Source organism: Bradyrhizobium sp. Crot121 (assembly GCF_059512385.1).
This window is the reverse complement of sequence record NZ_JCAMOR010000027.1, coordinates 1-15,746: the sequence shown is the minus strand read 5'-3', so window position 1 is coordinate 15,746 and position 15,746 is coordinate 1. Positions and strand designations below refer to the sequence as shown.

The following is a 15,746-nucleotide window of genomic DNA, read 5'->3' as shown; positions in this document are numbered from 1 at the left end:
CGACATCGGCGATGCTGGGAGCCGGGGTACATTTATCCGATCGTCAATTCCGCACGATCGCTGAATTGATCGAGGGGCAGGTCGGCATCAAGCTGCCTGCCGGCAAGCGCCTGATGCTGGAAGGGCGGCTGCACAAGCGCGTCCGCGCGCTCAACTATCCCGGGCTCAACGAATATGTCGAGCATCTGTTCGACAATGGCCTGCCCGACAACGAGCTCACCCATCTCATCGATGTGGTCACGACCAACAAGACGGATTTCTTCCGCGAGCCGGCGCATTTCACCTTCTTGAAGGAGATCGCGGTGCCGGCGCTGCTGAAGCCGCGCGGCCGCGGCTCGCACGGGTTGAAGATATGGAGCGCGGCCTGCTCGACCGGCATGGAAGCCTATACGACCGCGATGGTTCTCGACGACATGACGAGGTCTGGCACAAGGTTCCAGTTTCGCATCCTCGGAACGGATATCTCGACCGCGGTGCTGCGGCTTGCCAAGGCCGCCATCTATACGCGCGACGTCATCGCGCCGGTGCCGTCCGAGTTCGTGAAGCGCTACTTCCTGTCGTCGAAGGACCGATCGAGCAACGAAGTCCGCGTGGTGCCGGAATTGCGGCGACTGACGAATTTCATGCGGATGAATTTAATGGATTCCAGTTATCCGGTGGACCGCGACGTCGACATCATCTTTTGCCGGAACGTCCTGATCTATTTCGACAGGCAGACGCAGCGCAAGGTCGTCGATCAGCTTTGCTCGCACTTACGGCCGGGAGGCTATCTGCTGGTGGGGCATTCCGAATCGATGATCCACAACACGGTGCCGACGTTGAAGCAGGTTCAGCCGACAGTTTTTAGAGTCTAGCGACGTGGAGCGCACGGCAATGCCAAAGCAGAAACTTCGCGTGCTGATCGTGGACGATTCGGCGTCGGTACGCCAGATTCTCACGACCATCCTGAGCGAGGATCCGGATATCGAGGTGATGGCGACCGCCTCCGATCCGTTCGCTGCGGCGCGGCGGCTGCAGAACGAATTGCCCGACGTGATCATCCTCGACATCGAGATGCCGCGCATGGATGGGATCACGTTCCTGCGCAAGATCATGGCGCAGCGCCCCATCCCGGTGATCATCTGCTCCTCGCTCACCGAAGAGGGCTCCGATCAGATGTTCGAAGCCTTCGAGGCCGGCGCGGTCGATATCGTTCCAAAGCCACGGATCGATACGCGGCAGGCGCTCTTGGAATGCTCGAGCCGGCTGCGCGAAGCGGTGAAGTCGGCGGCGCGTGCGCGCGTGCGCCCACGCCAGCAGCGGCGTATCGTCGAGAAGAAGCTGACCGCGGATGCCATCATGCCGCCGCCGATCCAGGGACGTTCGCGCCCCACCACCGAACGCATCGTCTGCATCGGCGTCTCGACCGGCGGCACCGAGGCGCTGCTCGATGTGCTGGAGGCGCTGCCGCCGACTTGTCCGGGAATTCTGATCGTTCAGCACATGCCGCAGGGCTTCACCGCCGCGTTCGCGCGGCGTCTCAACGCCGCCTGCCAGATCACGGTGAAAGAGGCGGAGGATGGCGAGCCGGTGCAGCCGGGCTGCGCCTATATCGCGCCCGGCGCCCGCCACATGCTGCTGCAACGAACCGGCCTGCGTTACAGCATCGCCATCAAGGACGGCCCGCCGGTGTCGCGGCATCGGCCCTCGGCCGACGTCCTGTTTCGTTCGGCGGCCCAATATGCCGGCCGCAATGCGCTCGGCATCATCATGACGGGGATGGGCGACGACGGCGCGAGGGGCCTTTTGGAGATGCGCAAGCTTGGCGCGGCGACGCGCGCGCAGGACGAAGAGAGCTGCGTGGTGTTCGGCATGCCGAAAGAGGCGATCGCGCACGGCGCCGTGGAGAAGGTGGTTTCGCTCAACCACATCGCGCGCGAGATCATGCTCTGGCACCAGGCCGGACAACCTGCGCTGACGGAATGATGCAATGACCTCTCCCGACATCCAGACCGGCATGGTTGCTGCGGCAGTTGCCTCCGTCGAGGAGGTGTCGTCCCGCATCGAGGATAGTTTTGCCAAGGTCGGCAATCATCTCGGTCGCGGTCACGCCCTGTTCAAGGAGCTCGAGGGCGCGCTCACCGGGCTCTCGCGCGAAATGTCGGGCGCGGAGATCGAAGGCGCTTCGACGGCGCTTCAGGATATCGCCGGCTGCTTGAACGCGCTGGCCGAGGCACTGCCGGCGGAAAGCGCGCTTCTCGGCCGGATCGGCGAGGATGCCGAGGCGGCATCCGCGCAGATCGCGCCGCTCTTCAAGCATATCCAGATGATCTCCATCATCGCGCGGAGCGCGCGCATCGAGGCGGCGTCGCTGGACGGCGAGCGCGACAGCTTCCTTGATTTCACAAAGGAGGTATTCGAGCTCGGGCAATCGGTGCAGCATTCGATCGAAGGCTGCGCGCGCGATCAGAAGCTGCTGTCGGTAGCGGTCGAAACTGCGCTCAACAGGCAGAAGGAATTCGAGAAGCTCTATCGGGGGCAGCTTCTCTCGGCGAGCGCCGGTCTGATCTCGGCCTATGCAGGGATGCGCGAGCAGCAGGACAAGAGCGTCCATCTTGTCGAGCTCGCGGGCAGGAGCACCAAGAAGATCGCCGATGCCGTCGGCAGCGCGATCATCTCGCTGCAGTCGGGCGACAGCACGCGGCAACGTCTGGAGCATGTCTGCGGCGGCTTGCGTCGTGTCGCTGTCGCAGCGGTAAGCACCGTTCCGGCGCTCGAAGCGGATGCCAGTGCGCAAAGAGCCCAGATCATCTGCCAGCTCCAGGCCGCGCAGCTCAAGGATGCGGATCGCGAGTTCGGCGATGATATCGGCGCGATCGTCCGTTCGCTGAATGCCATCCTTGCCGATGCGACCGGCGTGGTTGCGCAAGGTCGCTCGGTATATGGCGGCCATGACGGCGAGGCCCCGTCATTCCTTGCCGTCATCAAGCAAACGCTGGCGCAGGCCTCGGAGCTGATTGCGACCTGCGAGAATTCGGGCAGATCGGTCGATGCTGCCCTCTCCGTCGTCGAGGATACGCTCGGCAAGTTTCGCCTGGCGATCGCGGGCCTTGGCGAGGCCGTCGTCGACATCATCCTGATCGGCATGAATGCCAGCCTCAAGGCCGGCCATCTGGGCGTGAAGGGCAATGCGTTCGTCGTGATCGCCAACGAGCTCAAGATGACCGCGGATCAGGTCTCCGCCGGCGCTTCCAGGCTGAAGCCGATCCTCGACCGCATCGAGCGCGCTGCAGGCGATCTCAAGGAGTTGCGCGCTCATGGAAATCCCGGGCAATTGACCAGGCTCGAGCCGTCGATTCTGCAAACGCTGCAGGAGGTCGAGGCCGGCAACGCGCGGCTCGATCGGTTGATGGACCGGCTCGTCCACGAGGGTGCCGAATTCGAGGCCCTGATGGGTGGTGCCCACGATCTGATGACCGCGCTCGGCGAGGCATCCGCGTCCCTCCCGGCTGCTGCCTCGCGCGTCGAGGCGTCGAGCGCAACGATCGGAAAGCTGTCGCTGACTTCGAGCGATGAGGCGGTGCTGGACGATCTGTTCGCGCAGTACACGATGGAACGGGAGCGGCAGGTCCATCGGGGCGTCCTGCAGCGCCTCGGCGTGATGTCAAAATCCACGCCGCACCGGCCCGAGCCGGAGGTGCACGACGACGGCGTGCTGCTGTTCTAGAGCATGATCCGGAAAAGTGTGAAGCGGTTTTCCGGCTCATGCTTTAGCCATCTCATCACGCTCGAATAGGCCTTGCCGGGAGCTTGGCAGGAATAGATTTCTGTCACAAAGAGGCTATATGAGCTAGCTTCCGGCCGAAGCCGCGCCCCTCGCTGGCGAGCCGCTTTGCGGGCCGGATGATTCCACGGAAGACAGGCACGAACGAGATGACCGGATGCTGGCGCGGGGTTCGCTATTGGGCGCGCATGGCGGCGCTGAAGCCCCTCAGCCCGTGCGCGCGATCGTCACGGTAAGCACTGCGCGATGAAATCCTTCGTGACCGATGACGATCCGGATGCCTCGCTGTTCGGGCAGGGCTTTCGGCTGATGCTGTTTCCGGCGATCGTCGGGTTACTTTTCGTGGGCGGCGTGTATTGGCTTCACCTTCAGCTCCACAGGGCTGGCGGGCAGGCCGAGCCGACGGCAGTCGTCGAGGTCCGGCTGTTGCCGCGTCCGGATCCGCAGCCGATTCCCGTGAACCAAGCTTCGCAGTCAACGGCCGTGAACGCAGCAAACCCGGGCAAGGCTCCGACTGAGACGCCGGCCGAGATGTCGCGCAACACGCTCGCGGCACTCCCGGTCGAAGAGACCTCGTCTTCCGAAGCTGCCGTTTCGAGCAGGATCCCGCTGCGTTCCGCGGACGCCGTGCCAACCCCCGCGAAGCTGCAGTTCAGGGACATCCTGGTGCGTCATATCGACAAATTCCAGCGCTATCCGCAGGCCGCCAAGCGGCAGCATCTGCAGGGGACGGTGCTTGCGGTCTTCTCGGTCGGCCGAGACGGGAAATTGCTCGGCGCCTGGGTCAAGACCAGCTCCGGTCAAGCCGTGCTCGATCAGGCCGCAATCGATACCATTCGCCGCGCTCAGCCGCTGCCGCAGATACCGCCGGCTCTTCCCGATTCCATGACCGTGGAAGTCGCGCTCGGCTTCGATCCGTCGTGAGATCCGGGGCTGCCTAGCCCCGCGACGCTTCCGCCGCATCGAACGCCGATCTCGCCATCGCGATCTTCGTCTGGCTTGTCTCCGCCCAAGTGACGAGTTGGGCCACGGGTTCGAGCAGGGATTCGCCGAGCTCTGTCAATCCGTACTCCACGCTCGGCGGCTTGGTCGGGAACACGCGGCGCGTGATCATGCCGTCGCGCTCGAGGTCGCGAAGCGTTTGCGTCAGCATGCGCTTGGAGATGTCGGGGATCGACCGCCGGATCTCGCTGAAGCGATGCGGTCGCTGCGCGAGCACGATCAAGATCAGCGTGGTCCACTTGTCGCCGAGACGATCCAGGATGCCGCGGACCGGGCAAAGCGCGAGGTCGAACTCGCCGCCGCGCCAGGTCTGGAAGCGCTGCCCCAGGCACTCCTGGGCCGACCCAAGGTTATTTTCGCGTAACCCTGTCACCAAAACCTGCCTCCTTCCGCGATCTCCGGCGGCCTCGTATCTAGGCTTGGTCTCTATTTTAGACCAGGAAGAGGAACATGACAATTTCCGAACGTATCGCCATCACCGGGGCAACCGGCCAGTTGGGCCGCCTCGTCATCGCCGAGCTCTTGCGGATCGCCCCCGGTGCGCATCTGGTTGGCATCGTCCGTGACCCCGTCGCCGCCAAAGACCTGGCGGAGCGCGGCGTCGAGCTTCGCACCGCCAATTATGAAGACCCCGCCGCCGTCAAGGCCGCGCTCACAGGCGTGGACAAGGTGCTTCTGATCTCTTCGAGCGAGATCGGGCAGCGCGTCCGCCAACACGGCCATGTCATCGATGCAGCGCAAGCGGCGGGCGTGAAGCTGCTCGCCTACACCAGCATCCTCCATGCCGACACCAGCCCGCTGGCGCTGGCGGAGGAGCACCGCAAGACGGAAGCGCTGATCCGCGCATCCGGCGTGCCCTTCGTGTTCCTTCGCAACGGCTGGTACGCCGAGAACTACACCGGGAATATTGCCGCCGCGATCCAGCACGGTGCTGTGCTGGGTTCTGCAGCGGATGGCCGCTTCTCCCTCGCCGCGCGCGCCGATTACGCCGCGGCTGCGGCAGCCGTGCTCGCAAGCCGCGACAACCAGGCGGGCCAGATCTACGAGCTTGCCGGCGACAATGGCTACGCCCTCGCCGACTATGCCGCCGAGATCGCCAGGCAGTCCGGCAAGCCCGTCGTGTACAAGGATCTGCCGGAGGTCGATTACAAGGCTGCGCTGGTGTCGATCGGCCTGCCGGAAGCCTTCGCGGCGCTCCTGGCGGACAGCGATGCCAAAGCAGCCAACGGCGCGCTCTATGACGCCTCCAGGCAATTGAGCGCGCTCATCGGTCGCCCGACGACGCCGTTGGCCGAATCGGTGTCAGCAGCGCTCGCGCGATAGAGGGCCCGTAGCCCGGCTGGAGCGCCAGCGTAACCCGGGGCCGCTCTCGAGCTCAGCAATAACGGCCCGTCATTCCGGGGCGCGCGCAGCGCGAGCCCGGAATCCATCAGGCAGCAAGGGGCGGCGGAGAAATGGATTCCGGGCTCGATGCTGCGCATCGCCCCGGAATGACGGCAGTGGGCGTGGCGGAACCGGAATCAACTAACTCCGGCCGCTGATCGAACGGGCTACGATGCTGCCGCATAGCCCTGCGGCAGCGTCACGCCCCCAAGGTCCCGGACCGCCTGGGCATCTATTGCGCTGTGTCAAACGATTGGCCGCCGGCCCGGCTAGGGTCGCCTCCGGACTTCCGGAGGTATCATCTTGAACAGTGCCCCTGACCTGACCATGGATGACGGCGCGGTCCGCTCGCTCCATCCGCGTGGCGCGTGGACGGTTGCCAATGTCGAGATTCTGGAGCAGCTGTGCGCGGGCATCCAGCCGCGGCTTGCGCATGGCATCCGCAAGATCGACCTGAGCGGGATCACCGCGCTCGACACGGTGGGCGCCTGGCTGATCGAGAAACTGGCGCGCGGCGGAACGACGCAAGCGAGCGAAGCCGAGATAACCGGCCTTTCCGCCAGCTACTCCGGATTGATCGGTGAAGTTCGGAAACTGAACCGCAGGCCGCCGACACCCGCTCGGCGCACCAACGCGCTCGCCGATCTGCTCGAGCGGGTCGGACGTGGCGTCATCGCCGAGACCATGGTCTTCCTCGACATGCTCGGCAGCGTCGGCATCGCGCTGTTCCGGACGCTGCGCCATCCGCGATCGTTTCGCTTCACCTCCACCGTCTATCAACTCGGCCAGGTCGGCTGGCGTGCGATCCCGATCATGGTGCTGATCACGTTCCTGATCGGTGCCATCATCGCCCAGCAGGGCATTTTCCACTTCCGCAAGTTCGGCGCCGATTCCTACGTCGTCGACATGGTCGGCATCCTGGTGCTGCGCGAGCTCGGCGTCCTGATCGTCGCGATCATGGTGGCCGGACGTTCCGGCAGCGCCTACACCGCCGAGATCGGCTCGATGAAGATGCGCGAGGAGATCGATGCGCTCACGACCATGGGCCTCGATCCGGTCGAGGTGCTGATCCTGCCGCGCGTGCTGGCGCTGGTGATCGCGCTGCCGATCCTCACCTTCCTGGGCTCGATGGCTGCGCTCTATGGCGGCGGGCTCGTCACCTGGCTCTATGGCGGCATGGGCCCGGCGATTTTCATCGCGCGGCTGCATGAGGCGGTCTCGATCAACAGTTTCGAGGTCGGCATGATCAAGGCGCCGTTCATGGCGCTGGTCATCGGCCTGATCGCGGCGAGCGAAGGGCTTCGCGTCAAGGGCAGCGCGGAATCGCTCGGGCAGCAGACGACGTCCTCCGTCGTCAAGTCGATCTTCCTGGTCATCGTGCTCGACGGCCTGTTCGCCGTGTTCTTCGCCTCGATCGGAATGTAGCCGTGACCGAAGAACGTATCGCCATCCACGTGCAGGATCTTGTCGTCGGCTTCGGCCGCAAGATCGTGCTCGACCATCTCAATCTCGATGTCCGTCAGGGCGAAATCCTGGGTCTCGTCGGCGCGTCCGGCGGCGGCAAATCCGTGCTGATGCGCACGATCATCGGATTGCTGCCGAAACGCGGCGGCATCATCGAGCTTGCCGAAAACGGCGGCAGGAGCGGTGTGCTGTTCCAGCAGGGCGCGCTGTTCTCGGCGCTGAACGCGCGGCAGAACGTGCAATTTCCGCTGCGCGAGGCCGCGCATCTGTCGCCGTCGCTGCTGGACGAGATCGCCAATGCGAAGCTCGAGATGGTCGGCCTCACCGTCGATGATGGCGACAAGTTTCCTTCCGAACTTTCCGGCGGCATGGTCAAGCGCGTGGCGCTGGCGCGTGCGCTCGCGCTCGATCCTGCGCTCCTGTTCCTGGACGAGCCGACGTCCGGATTGGACCCGATCGCCGCCGGCGAATTCGATTCCCTGATCAAGACGCTGCAGCGGACGCTCGGCTTCACCGTATTCATGGTCACCCACGACCTCAACACGCTCTACGCGGTCTGCGACCGCGTCGCGGCGCTGGCCGACGGCAAGATCGCCGCGCTCGGTCCGCTGAAATCGGTGCTGGAATCCGACCATCCCTGGGTGCGGGCCTATTTCCACGGCGCGCGAGCGCAAATGCTTCATCTCAACGCTTAACGGAACGACATCAATGGAAACGCGCGCACCCTTTATCGTTGTCGGCGCCTTCGTCCTGGCGGCGATCGTCGCCGTGTTCGGCTTCGTCTACTGGCTCAACAACACCGGCGGCATCGGCAAGCGCGAGACTTACCAGGTCGTGTTCAATGGGCCCGTTCCCGGCCTGCTCGTGGGTGCCCCTGTGTTGTTCAACGGCATCCGTGTCGGCGAAGTCACTTCGCTCGAATTCGTGCCCGACCGGCCGCGTGACGTTCATGCCACCATCGCCGTGCTCGAGCACACGCCGGTGCGCGCCGATACCAAAGTCGGCCTCGATTTCCAGGGCCTCACTGGCGTGCCCGTGGTGGCGCTGGAAGGCGGCGAGCGGATCGATGCCCCGCGCGTGCAAGGGCCGCTGATCGCCGAGAAAGGCGCGGGGCAGAGCATGACGCAGGCCGCGCGCGATGCGCTGCGCAAGGTCGATACGGTGCTCAGCGAAAATTCCGCAACCCTGCACGATGCGATCGGCAACATCGGCACCTTTGCGGACGGGCTGGCGCGCAACACCCCGCGCCTGGACAATATCATCGCCGGTCTCGATCGGACCATGGGCGGCGGTGGCGCCCCAGCGCGCAAGACGACTTTTGACCTCAGCCCCGCCAGCCGGTTCGATGCGCCGGTCCGCCCCTTCAAGGGAACGCTTTCCATTGCTGAGCCGACGGCGATCACTGCGCTGCAGACCCAGCGCTTCCTGTTCGCGGGCGGCGGCGACAAGGATTTTGCCGACGCGCAATGGAGCGACGCCCTGCCGCAGCTCGTGCAGGCGAAACTGCTGCAGAGTTTCGAGAACTACGACATCGCCCATCCGCCGTTCCGTCCCGACGCCGCGCCGGAAGGCTCGTCCCGCCTGCTGCTCGACCTGCGCCAGTTCGAGATCGTCACAACGCCACAGCCGCACGCCGTGATCGCGCTGTCCGCCAAGCTCCTCGATGCGTCAGGACATCTGCGCGCTGCGCGCGTCTTCCAGCAGGAAGCGCCGATCGAGACGCTCGCCCCCGCCCCGGCGGCAAAGGCTTTCAACGCCGCCTTCGATGCACTGGCGCGCGAGTTGATCCCATGGACGGCGGCCCACGAAGCCGAAGCATCCAGGTAGGTCCTGCGGAGCCGACGTGACCGCTACCTGTTGCGGCAAAACAGCGGATCAGGCGGCTGTTGGTGCGGCGGGCGGCTCCCTGATCATCAGGACGTCGCATGGCAGTTCGGCCATGAGATGTTTGCCGACGCTTGCAATCAGCATTTCGGAGAGCGCGCCGCGCCCCTCGGTGCCGAGCACGACAAGGTCGATGTCCATATCGCGCACGCCTCGGCGCAGCACTTCATCCGGCGTCCCAAGTTCGATGAACGAACGTGCACGCCGCCTGATCGTCTCGCCGCATGTCATTGTCGTGAGGAAGGCCTTGTAGTCCCGCTCGACAGCCTGCTGACATTGCCGTCGATAGGCAGCGGAATCGTGGGCCAACCCGCTCATCGGTATCTCGTAGGCGTGGAATATCATGAGCGCCTGGTCGGGGAAGCAGCGGACCGCGGCCTCGAGTGCATGGCGTGATGAATCTGAAAAGTCGATCGCTGCGGCGATGCGGCCGTAAGCCCGCTGTCCCCTTTTCTTCACGATCAGGATCGGTGTGTGCGAACTGCGAAGCAGGCGATCGACCGTCGTGCCAAGGAAAAGTCGCCCGAACGGCTCATCCCTTGCAACCCCGGTGATGATGAGATCGCATCCTTTCTTTTCGGCGGTGCGCACGATCGCCTCGGCCGGGTCGCCTTCATCGATCACGATGTCGGCCATCTTCGCCAGCGGGCCGATATCGGCCAGCAACTGCTTTGCCGCCACGCTGACGGGATCGGGAGGGCGTCGCCAGGATGGAACGCTCGGATCGAAATCCGCATCCCGAAGTTTTTCGAGAACGTGCAGGATCACGAGCTTCGCCTGCCACGACTGCGACAGCAGCACGGCGCGATCCAGCGCGCGGTCGCAGCGGGGGCTGAGATCGGTGGCGAGCAGAATTGATCTCGGCGGTTCTTTGGTCGCGCTTGCTTCGCTCATGTGACGCTACCTTTCAGCCATACGGCCGCTTCGATCGTCTGGGTTCCGGCGCGAGACCGCAACGATCTTGGCTGCGACATTTCGTTCACCTGCATTCTGCAGCGCCGATCGCGTCGTGTCGATTGACATGGATCATCCCGACAAGCGCGGTTCCCGGTACCAGGAAACGTCATCGCAACGTATCATTGCAGCATGCACAGAAAATCCTCCGATCCGACGATGCACGAGGTACACCGACAGACGGCGGCGGAGACGGTGGCCGCCCTGCATACCGATGCCGAGCGGGGCCTGAGCAGTGCGGAGGCCGCCCAGCGCCTCGCGCGCGATGGCCGAAACGAATTGGACACAGTGCCACCGCGTCCCGAATGGCTGAAATTCCTCGATCAGTTCACCGACGTGCTGGTGCTCCTGTTGATCGCGGCGGCGGTGATCTCGATCGCGATCTGGCTGAATGAGCACGAAACCGCGCTGCCCTACGAGGCCATCGCGATCCTTGCCATCGTGCTGCTCAACGCGCTCATGGGCTACATCCAGGAGGCCCGGGCGGAGCGCGCCGCAGCCGCGTTGCGTGAGATGTCCGCCGCGCACTCCAACGTAGTCCGCGATGGCGAGCGGCGCAACATCCCGGCGGCGGAGCTGGTGCCGGGCGATATCATTGTCATCGCGGAAGGCGACACCATTCCGGCCGACGCCCGGCTGATCATGTCAGCCGCGCTGCAGACGGCGGAAGCCGCGCTCACCGGCGAAAGCCTGCCGGTGAGCAAGCACGTCGCGCCGCTGGCTGACAAGGCCGAGCTCGGCGACCGGCACAACATGATCTTCAGCGGGACCACCGCGGTCTATGGGCATGGTCGTGCGGTGGTCACCGCGACCGGGATGCAGACGCAGATGGGCCGGATCGCCGGCATGCTGCGGGAGGCGCCGCAGGAGGCCACGCCGTTGCAGCGCGAGCTCGCGCGCGTCGGCAAGGTGCTTGCGATCACGGTCGTGCTGATTGCAGTGGCCATGATCGGCACGATCTTTCTCGTCAGCGACATCAACGGCTTCTCCGAGATTTTCGCGGTGCTGCTGCTCGGCGTGGCGCTGGCCGTCGCCGCGGTTCCGGAAGGGCTGCCGGCGGTGGTTACCGCCGTGCTGTCCATCGGCATGCAGCGGATGGCAAAGAAGAATGCCATCATCCGCCGTCTCGCCGCCGTGGAAGCGCTCGGTTCGGCGACCGTCATCGCATCCGACAAGACCGGCACTTTGACCAGGAACGAGATGACGGTGCGCCGGGTCGTGACGGCGAGCGGCTCCACCAATCTCTCCGGCACCGGCTATGCGCCGGAGGGCGACGTGCATCTTGCCAGTGATGCGTCGGACAGCAGCGCGCTGCAGTTCGAGCTCGAGCGCACGCTGACGGCGGCCGAACGCGCGAACAACGCGCTGCTGGAGGAACGTGATGGCGCCTGGATCGTGCAGGGCGATCCGACCGAAGGCGCATTGATCGTGGCCGCATGCAAGGCAGGCCTGCTCCCTGCCGCGCTCGATCAGCGCTTCGAGCGGATCGGCGAGATTCCGTTCTCGTCCGAGCGCAAATTGATGAGCACGGTGCATACGGATGCCGAGCGGCGCGACCGCCTGATCGCGGTGACCAAGGGCGCGCCCGATGTCCTGCTCGCGCGCTGCACCCACGAACTCGTCGGACGAGATGCGGTCGCGCTCACCGACGCGCGCAAGTCGGAGATCATGGCGAGCAATGATGCGCTGGCCGCGGAAGCGCTGCGGACGCTTGGCGTCGCGTTCCGCTCGCTTCCGGCAGAAAGGTCGCAGCATGATGCATTCGATGAGAACGTGGAGCAGGACCTGGTCTTTCTCGGCCTGATCGGCATGATCGATCCGCCGCGCCGGGAAGCGCGCGATGCGGTCGCACGGAGCCGGGCGGCAGGCATCCGCCCCATCATGATCACCGGCGATCATCCCAAGACCGCGGCGATCATCGCCGCCGAGCTCGGCATCATCACGTCAGGCCAGCGCGCGGTGTCCGGCGCCGAGCTCGAGGCCATGACGGAGCAAGAACTCGACCGCGTTGTGCAAGAGGTCTCGGTCTATGCCCGCGTCAATCCCGGTCACAAGCTGCGCATCGTGCGGGCGCTGCAGCGGGCAGGGGAAACCGTGGCGATGACCGGGGACGGCGTCAACGATGCCCCGGCGCTGAAGGCGGCCGACATTGGTGTCGCCATGGGGGTTACGGGCACCGATGTCTCCAAGGAGGCGGCCGACATGGTGCTCGCCGACGACAATTTTGCCACCATCGTCGCCGCGGTCGAGGAGGGGCGCGCGATCTTCGACAACATCCGCAAATTCCTCCGCTATCTGCTGTCGTCGAATATCGGCGAGGTCTTGACGATGTTCTTCGGCGTTGTGCTGGCCGATACAATCGGACTTTCCGCCGCCAGCGGTGTCGTCGTGCTTCCGCTCTTGGCGACGCAAATCCTCTGGATCAACCTGGTGACCGACGGCGCGCCCGCGCTCGGCGTCGCCGTCGACCCCGCGGACCCCGCCATCATGCAGCGCCCGCCGCGCCCGCGCGATGAGGGCGTCATGACGCTGACGATGTGGGGCGGGATTTTCCTGGTCGGGATCATCATGGCGGTTGGCACATTGCTGGTGCTGGACGCCTCGCTTCCGGGCGGCCTGATCGAAGGTTCAGGCACGATCGCCTATGGGCGCACCATGGCCTTCACGACGCTGGTGCTGTTCCAGCTTTTCAACGTCTTCAACGCCCGCTCCGACGAGCTCAGCGCATTCCATGGCCTCTTCACCAATGGCTGGCTCTGGGCGGCAGTGGTGTTTTCGCTCCTGCTGCACGCGCTGGTTGTTTATGCGCCCTTCCTCCAGGAAGCGTTCTCGACCGTCAGCCTGGGTGCCGGCGACTGGCTATTCTGTACGGTGGTCGCAAGCTCGGTGTTGTGGCTGCGCGAATTGAGCAAGGCCGCGATGCGCGGGTTCGGCGGCCGTTCGAGCCCCCCTTTGGCGCCCCGGTGACCGGCAAACACGCAATGTAGCCGCAATCCAGCGGCTCTATGGAACCAGGTCAACTTGAATTGCCTGGGTCAGGGTGGTGCGAATACTTCTGGTTGAGGACGAAGACGAGATGGCGTCGGCCTTGTCTGCGGTCCTGAAAAGCTACGACATGCTGGCCGACCGGGTGACCTCGCTGATGGAGGCCGCGGAAATCATGGTGGTGGGCGCCTATGACGCGATCCTGCTCGACCGCAACCTGCCTGATGGCGACGGCATCAGCCTGATCCCGAAGCTCCGCGCCAAGGCGATCCCGACCCCCGTCATCGTGCTGACGGCGCGGGGCGAATTGTCGGACCGCGTCACCGGCCTCGACACCGGCGCCGACGACTATCTGGCCAAGCCGTTCGCGGCCGAGGAATTGCTGGCGCGGCTGCGGGCGGTGTGGCGGCGGTCCGCCGACCTTCAGCCCGATATCGTCAGGCTCGGGCGGCTGAGCTTCAACCTGAACCATTGCGAGGCCGAGGTCGACGGCCGCCTCCTGGAATTGCCGCGCCGCGAATTGCTGGTGCTGCAAACCCTGATGCGGCGGATGGGGCGCACGGTCGTGCGCTCGTCGCTCGAGGCTGCCGTCTATTCGCTCGACGAAGAGGTGCAGTCGAATGCGCTGGATACCCATGTCTCGCGCCTGCGCCGCAAGCTCACCGAGGCCGGCGCCGGCGTCGAGATCCATGGCATCCGGGGCGTCGGCTATCTCCTGCGAGCGGCATCATGAAGTCGATGAACACGGCGTCGCTGCGCTCGCGCCTGATCCGCCGGCTGATCCCGCTGCATGCGGTGCTGCTCGTCGCTTTTCTTGTCTTGCTCATTGCAACTCTGTGGGCGTCCGGTTGCGTATATCGGCGCGACGATGGTCGCGGCATCGATGTGCTGCGCGACGCGGTGGCGCGCAGCGCTGACGGAACGCTTGTCCTGCGCGAGACCCCGGCGCTGAAGGAGCTGCGCGGCGATACGCGGAATTTGTGGTTCGTGATCCACGACAAGTCCGGCCATTCGCTGTCCGAGGGAGACGTGCCGCCGGAGTTTGCCCGTCTCGGCGGCGGGCTCGGCGATATCGATGGCGAAATTCGCAGTTGGGATCGCGCCAGTGACGATTCGCGTCATATCAGCGGACAGATGAAAGTGGTCGAGACCGCAGCAGGCCCGGTGCAGATCATCGTCACCAGCGAGATCAGGATCTCGGATGCGCAGTCGCTGCTGCAGATCACGCTGGCTTTCTTCGGGCTGATGTTGCCCGGCTTTGCCCTGATGGCGCTGACGACGCTGGTGGCGACCCCGCTCGTGGTGCGCAACGCGCTCGCGGGTCTTGACGAAGCCGCGCATCAGGCCGGCGAGATCGATATCGACAAGCGCGGCGCCCGGCTGCCGGTTGGCGCCGTCCCCACCGAGATCGCGCCGCTGGTGAGCGCCGTCAATGACGCCTTGGGACGGCTCGATGAAGGCTATGAACGGCATCGACGCTTCCTCGCCGATGCCGCGCACGAATTACGAACGCCGATCGCGATCCTCACCACGCGCCTGGAAGGCCTGCCGCAAAGCGCCGAGAAGGCGCGCCTGATCGAGGACGTCTCGCGGCTTGCGACGCTGACCGAGCAGTTGCTCGATCTGCAGCGGCTCGAGCAGCGGCTGGCGCAATCGTCCGCCATCGATCTTGCAGGTCTCTGCGCACAGGTGATCGCCGATCTCGCGCCGCTCGCGATCGCGGCCGGCTATGAGATCTCGTTGCAGCATGAGGGTGCGCGGATCGACGTGTGGGGCGATCGGGGCGCGCTCGAACGTGCGGTCGTCAATCTGGTGCAGAATGCGATCCAGCATGGCGGTCATCGCGGCGCCATCGTCGTTGCCGTCAGCGCGCCGGCGACGGTCGAAGTCCGCGACCAGGGCCCCGGCATTCCGGCTTCAGAGCGCGAGCGCATCTTCGAGCCGTTCCACCGCCTGCAGCCGCGGCACCGCGGCGCGGGCCTCGGCCTCAACCTCGTGCGCGAGATCATCCATCTGCATCGCGGCGAGGTGAGCGTCACCGAAAGAAGCGGCCACGGCGCCTGCTTTCGCATCTCCCTCCCACCGATCGCGCTCCCCGCCTTGGCCGTGAGTTGAGAGCCAGTAGCCCGGGCGAAGCGAAGCGCAACCCGGGATATCTCTATCAAAATCGACGACCGGTCCCGGGTGACACTGACGCTCCACCCGGGCTACGGCACCGAAGGTTTCGCTCGGCGGCCGGAGCTAATTTACTCCGGCTTCGCCACGCCCACCGCCGTCATTCCGGGACGATGCGCAGCATCGGGCTATGATG

Annotated in this window: 13 protein-coding genes; 11 read left to right on the top strand and 2 right to left on the bottom strand. The window is 65.1% G+C overall.

Annotated elements, in window-relative coordinates; genetic code table 11:
* The first annotated feature begins 11 nt into the window (after nt 1-11).
* The 4 genes from AC5ZGW_RS22950 to AC5ZGW_RS22935 all read left to right on the top strand — a co-directional run bounded on the left by AC5ZGW_RS22950 (nt 12) and on the right by AC5ZGW_RS22935 (nt 4,687).
* On the top strand, nt 12-854 hold the full coding sequence (locus AC5ZGW_RS22950) for a CheR family methyltransferase (protein ID WP_130231606.1): 843 nt from the start codon (nt 12-14) through the stop codon (nt 852-854).
* 19 nt (nt 855-873) lie between these two features.
* Complete coding sequence (locus AC5ZGW_RS22945; RefSeq protein ID WP_463327339.1) at nt 874-1,965, top strand: protein-glutamate methylesterase/protein-glutamine glutaminase; 1,092 nt, start codon at nt 874-876, stop codon at nt 1,963-1,965.
* A gap of 4 nt (nt 1,966-1,969) precedes the next feature.
* Entirely contained in the window at nt 1,970-3,706 is a 1,737-nt protein-coding gene (locus tag AC5ZGW_RS22940) for a chemotaxis protein (protein ID WP_165435576.1), read from the top strand.
* Nucleotides 3,707-4,021: 315 nt separating this feature from the next.
* Complete coding sequence (locus AC5ZGW_RS22935) at nt 4,022-4,687, top strand: energy transducer TonB (RefSeq protein WP_165435575.1); 666 nt, start codon at nt 4,022-4,024, stop codon at nt 4,685-4,687.
* Nucleotides 4,688-4,700: 13 nt separating this feature from the next.
* Here AC5ZGW_RS22935 and AC5ZGW_RS22930 read toward each other — a convergent pair whose 3' ends face one another.
* Entirely contained in the window at nt 4,701-5,138 is a 438-nt protein-coding gene (locus AC5ZGW_RS22930; RefSeq protein WP_028167204.1) for a winged helix-turn-helix transcriptional regulator, read from the bottom strand.
* Nucleotides 5,139-5,215: 77 nt separating this feature from the next.
* Between AC5ZGW_RS22930 and AC5ZGW_RS22925 the strand changes: the two genes are divergently transcribed.
* The 4 genes from AC5ZGW_RS22925 to AC5ZGW_RS22910 all read left to right on the top strand — a co-directional run bounded on the left by AC5ZGW_RS22925 (nt 5,216) and on the right by AC5ZGW_RS22910 (nt 9,439).
* Nucleotides 5,216-6,088, top strand: coding sequence for an SDR family oxidoreductase (locus AC5ZGW_RS22925; protein ID WP_130229910.1), 873 nt, complete (start codon nt 5,216-5,218; stop codon nt 6,086-6,088).
* Between the two features lie 387 nt (nt 6,089-6,475).
* Nucleotides 6,476-7,573 carry an MlaE family ABC transporter permease gene (locus tag AC5ZGW_RS22920; RefSeq protein WP_130229912.1) on the top strand — a complete coding sequence of 366 codons (1,098 nt, stop codon included), beginning with the start codon at nt 6,476-6,478 and terminating at the stop codon, nt 7,571-7,573.
* Nucleotides 7,574-7,575: 2 nt separating this feature from the next.
* Nucleotides 7,576-8,307 (top strand): ABC transporter ATP-binding protein, encoded by a 732-nt coding sequence (locus AC5ZGW_RS22915; protein ID WP_028167201.1) that lies wholly within the window; start codon nt 7,576-7,578, stop codon nt 8,305-8,307.
* 13 nt (nt 8,308-8,320) lie between these two features.
* On the top strand, nt 8,321-9,439 hold the full coding sequence (locus tag AC5ZGW_RS22910; RefSeq protein WP_130229909.1) for an ABC-type transport auxiliary lipoprotein family protein: 1,119 nt from the start codon (nt 8,321-8,323) through the stop codon (nt 9,437-9,439).
* Nucleotides 9,440-9,487: 48 nt separating this feature from the next.
* Here the strand turns inward: AC5ZGW_RS22910 and AC5ZGW_RS22905 are convergent, their stop codons facing one another.
* On the bottom strand, nt 9,488-10,390 hold the full coding sequence (locus tag AC5ZGW_RS22905; protein ID WP_130229908.1) for a universal stress protein: 903 nt from the start codon (nt 10,388-10,390) through the stop codon (nt 9,488-9,490).
* A 219-nt stretch (nt 10,391-10,609) separates the two neighbouring features.
* Between AC5ZGW_RS22905 and AC5ZGW_RS22900 the strand changes: the two genes are divergently transcribed.
* From AC5ZGW_RS22900 to AC5ZGW_RS22890, 3 genes are all read left to right on the top strand, one after another.
* Nucleotides 10,610-13,417, top strand: coding sequence for a cation-translocating P-type ATPase (locus AC5ZGW_RS22900; protein ID WP_245475077.1), 2,808 nt, complete (start codon nt 10,610-10,612; stop codon nt 13,415-13,417).
* Between the two features lie 76 nt (nt 13,418-13,493).
* A complete protein-coding gene (locus AC5ZGW_RS22895; RefSeq protein ID WP_130229906.1) occupies nt 13,494-14,168 on the top strand; it encodes a response regulator transcription factor in 675 nt (224 codons plus the stop codon).
* Nucleotides 14,165-15,550, top strand: a complete 1,386-nt coding sequence (locus AC5ZGW_RS22890) for a sensor histidine kinase (RefSeq protein WP_130229905.1) — start codon at nt 14,165-14,167, stop codon at nt 15,548-15,550. The genes AC5ZGW_RS22895 and AC5ZGW_RS22890 overlap by 4 nt, the downstream gene beginning before the upstream one ends.
* The last annotated feature ends 196 nt before the right edge of the window (nt 15,551-15,746 follow it).

What these genes read in the sequence shown, in the direction of transcription:
- AC5ZGW_RS22950 (WP_130231606.1), top strand. Translation starts at nt 12, where the DNA reads ATGCTGGGAGCCGGGGTACATTTATCCGATCGTCAATTCCGCACGATC.
- AC5ZGW_RS22945 (WP_463327339.1), top strand. Translation starts at nt 874, where the DNA reads ATGCCAAAGCAGAAACTTCGCGTGCTGATCGTGGACGATTCGGCGTCG.
- AC5ZGW_RS22940 (WP_165435576.1), top strand. Translation starts at nt 1,970, where the DNA reads ATGACCTCTCCCGACATCCAGACCGGCATGGTTGCTGCGGCAGTTGCC.
- AC5ZGW_RS22925 (WP_130229910.1), top strand. Translation starts at nt 5,216, where the DNA reads ATGACAATTTCCGAACGTATCGCCATCACCGGGGCAACCGGCCAGTTG.
- AC5ZGW_RS22920 (WP_130229912.1), top strand. Translation starts at nt 6,476, where the DNA reads ATGGATGACGGCGCGGTCCGCTCGCTCCATCCGCGTGGCGCGTGGACG.
- AC5ZGW_RS22910 (WP_130229909.1), top strand. Translation starts at nt 8,321, where the DNA reads ATGGAAACGCGCGCACCCTTTATCGTTGTCGGCGCCTTCGTCCTGGCG.
- AC5ZGW_RS22905 (WP_130229908.1), bottom strand. Translation starts at nt 10,390, where the DNA reads ATGAGCGAAGCAAGCGCGACCAAAGAACCGCCGAGATCAATTCTGCTC.
- AC5ZGW_RS22900 (WP_245475077.1), top strand. Translation starts at nt 10,610, where the DNA reads ATGCACGAGGTACACCGACAGACGGCGGCGGAGACGGTGGCCGCCCTG.
- AC5ZGW_RS22890 (WP_130229905.1), top strand. Translation starts at nt 14,165, where the DNA reads ATGAAGTCGATGAACACGGCGTCGCTGCGCTCGCGCCTGATCCGCCGG.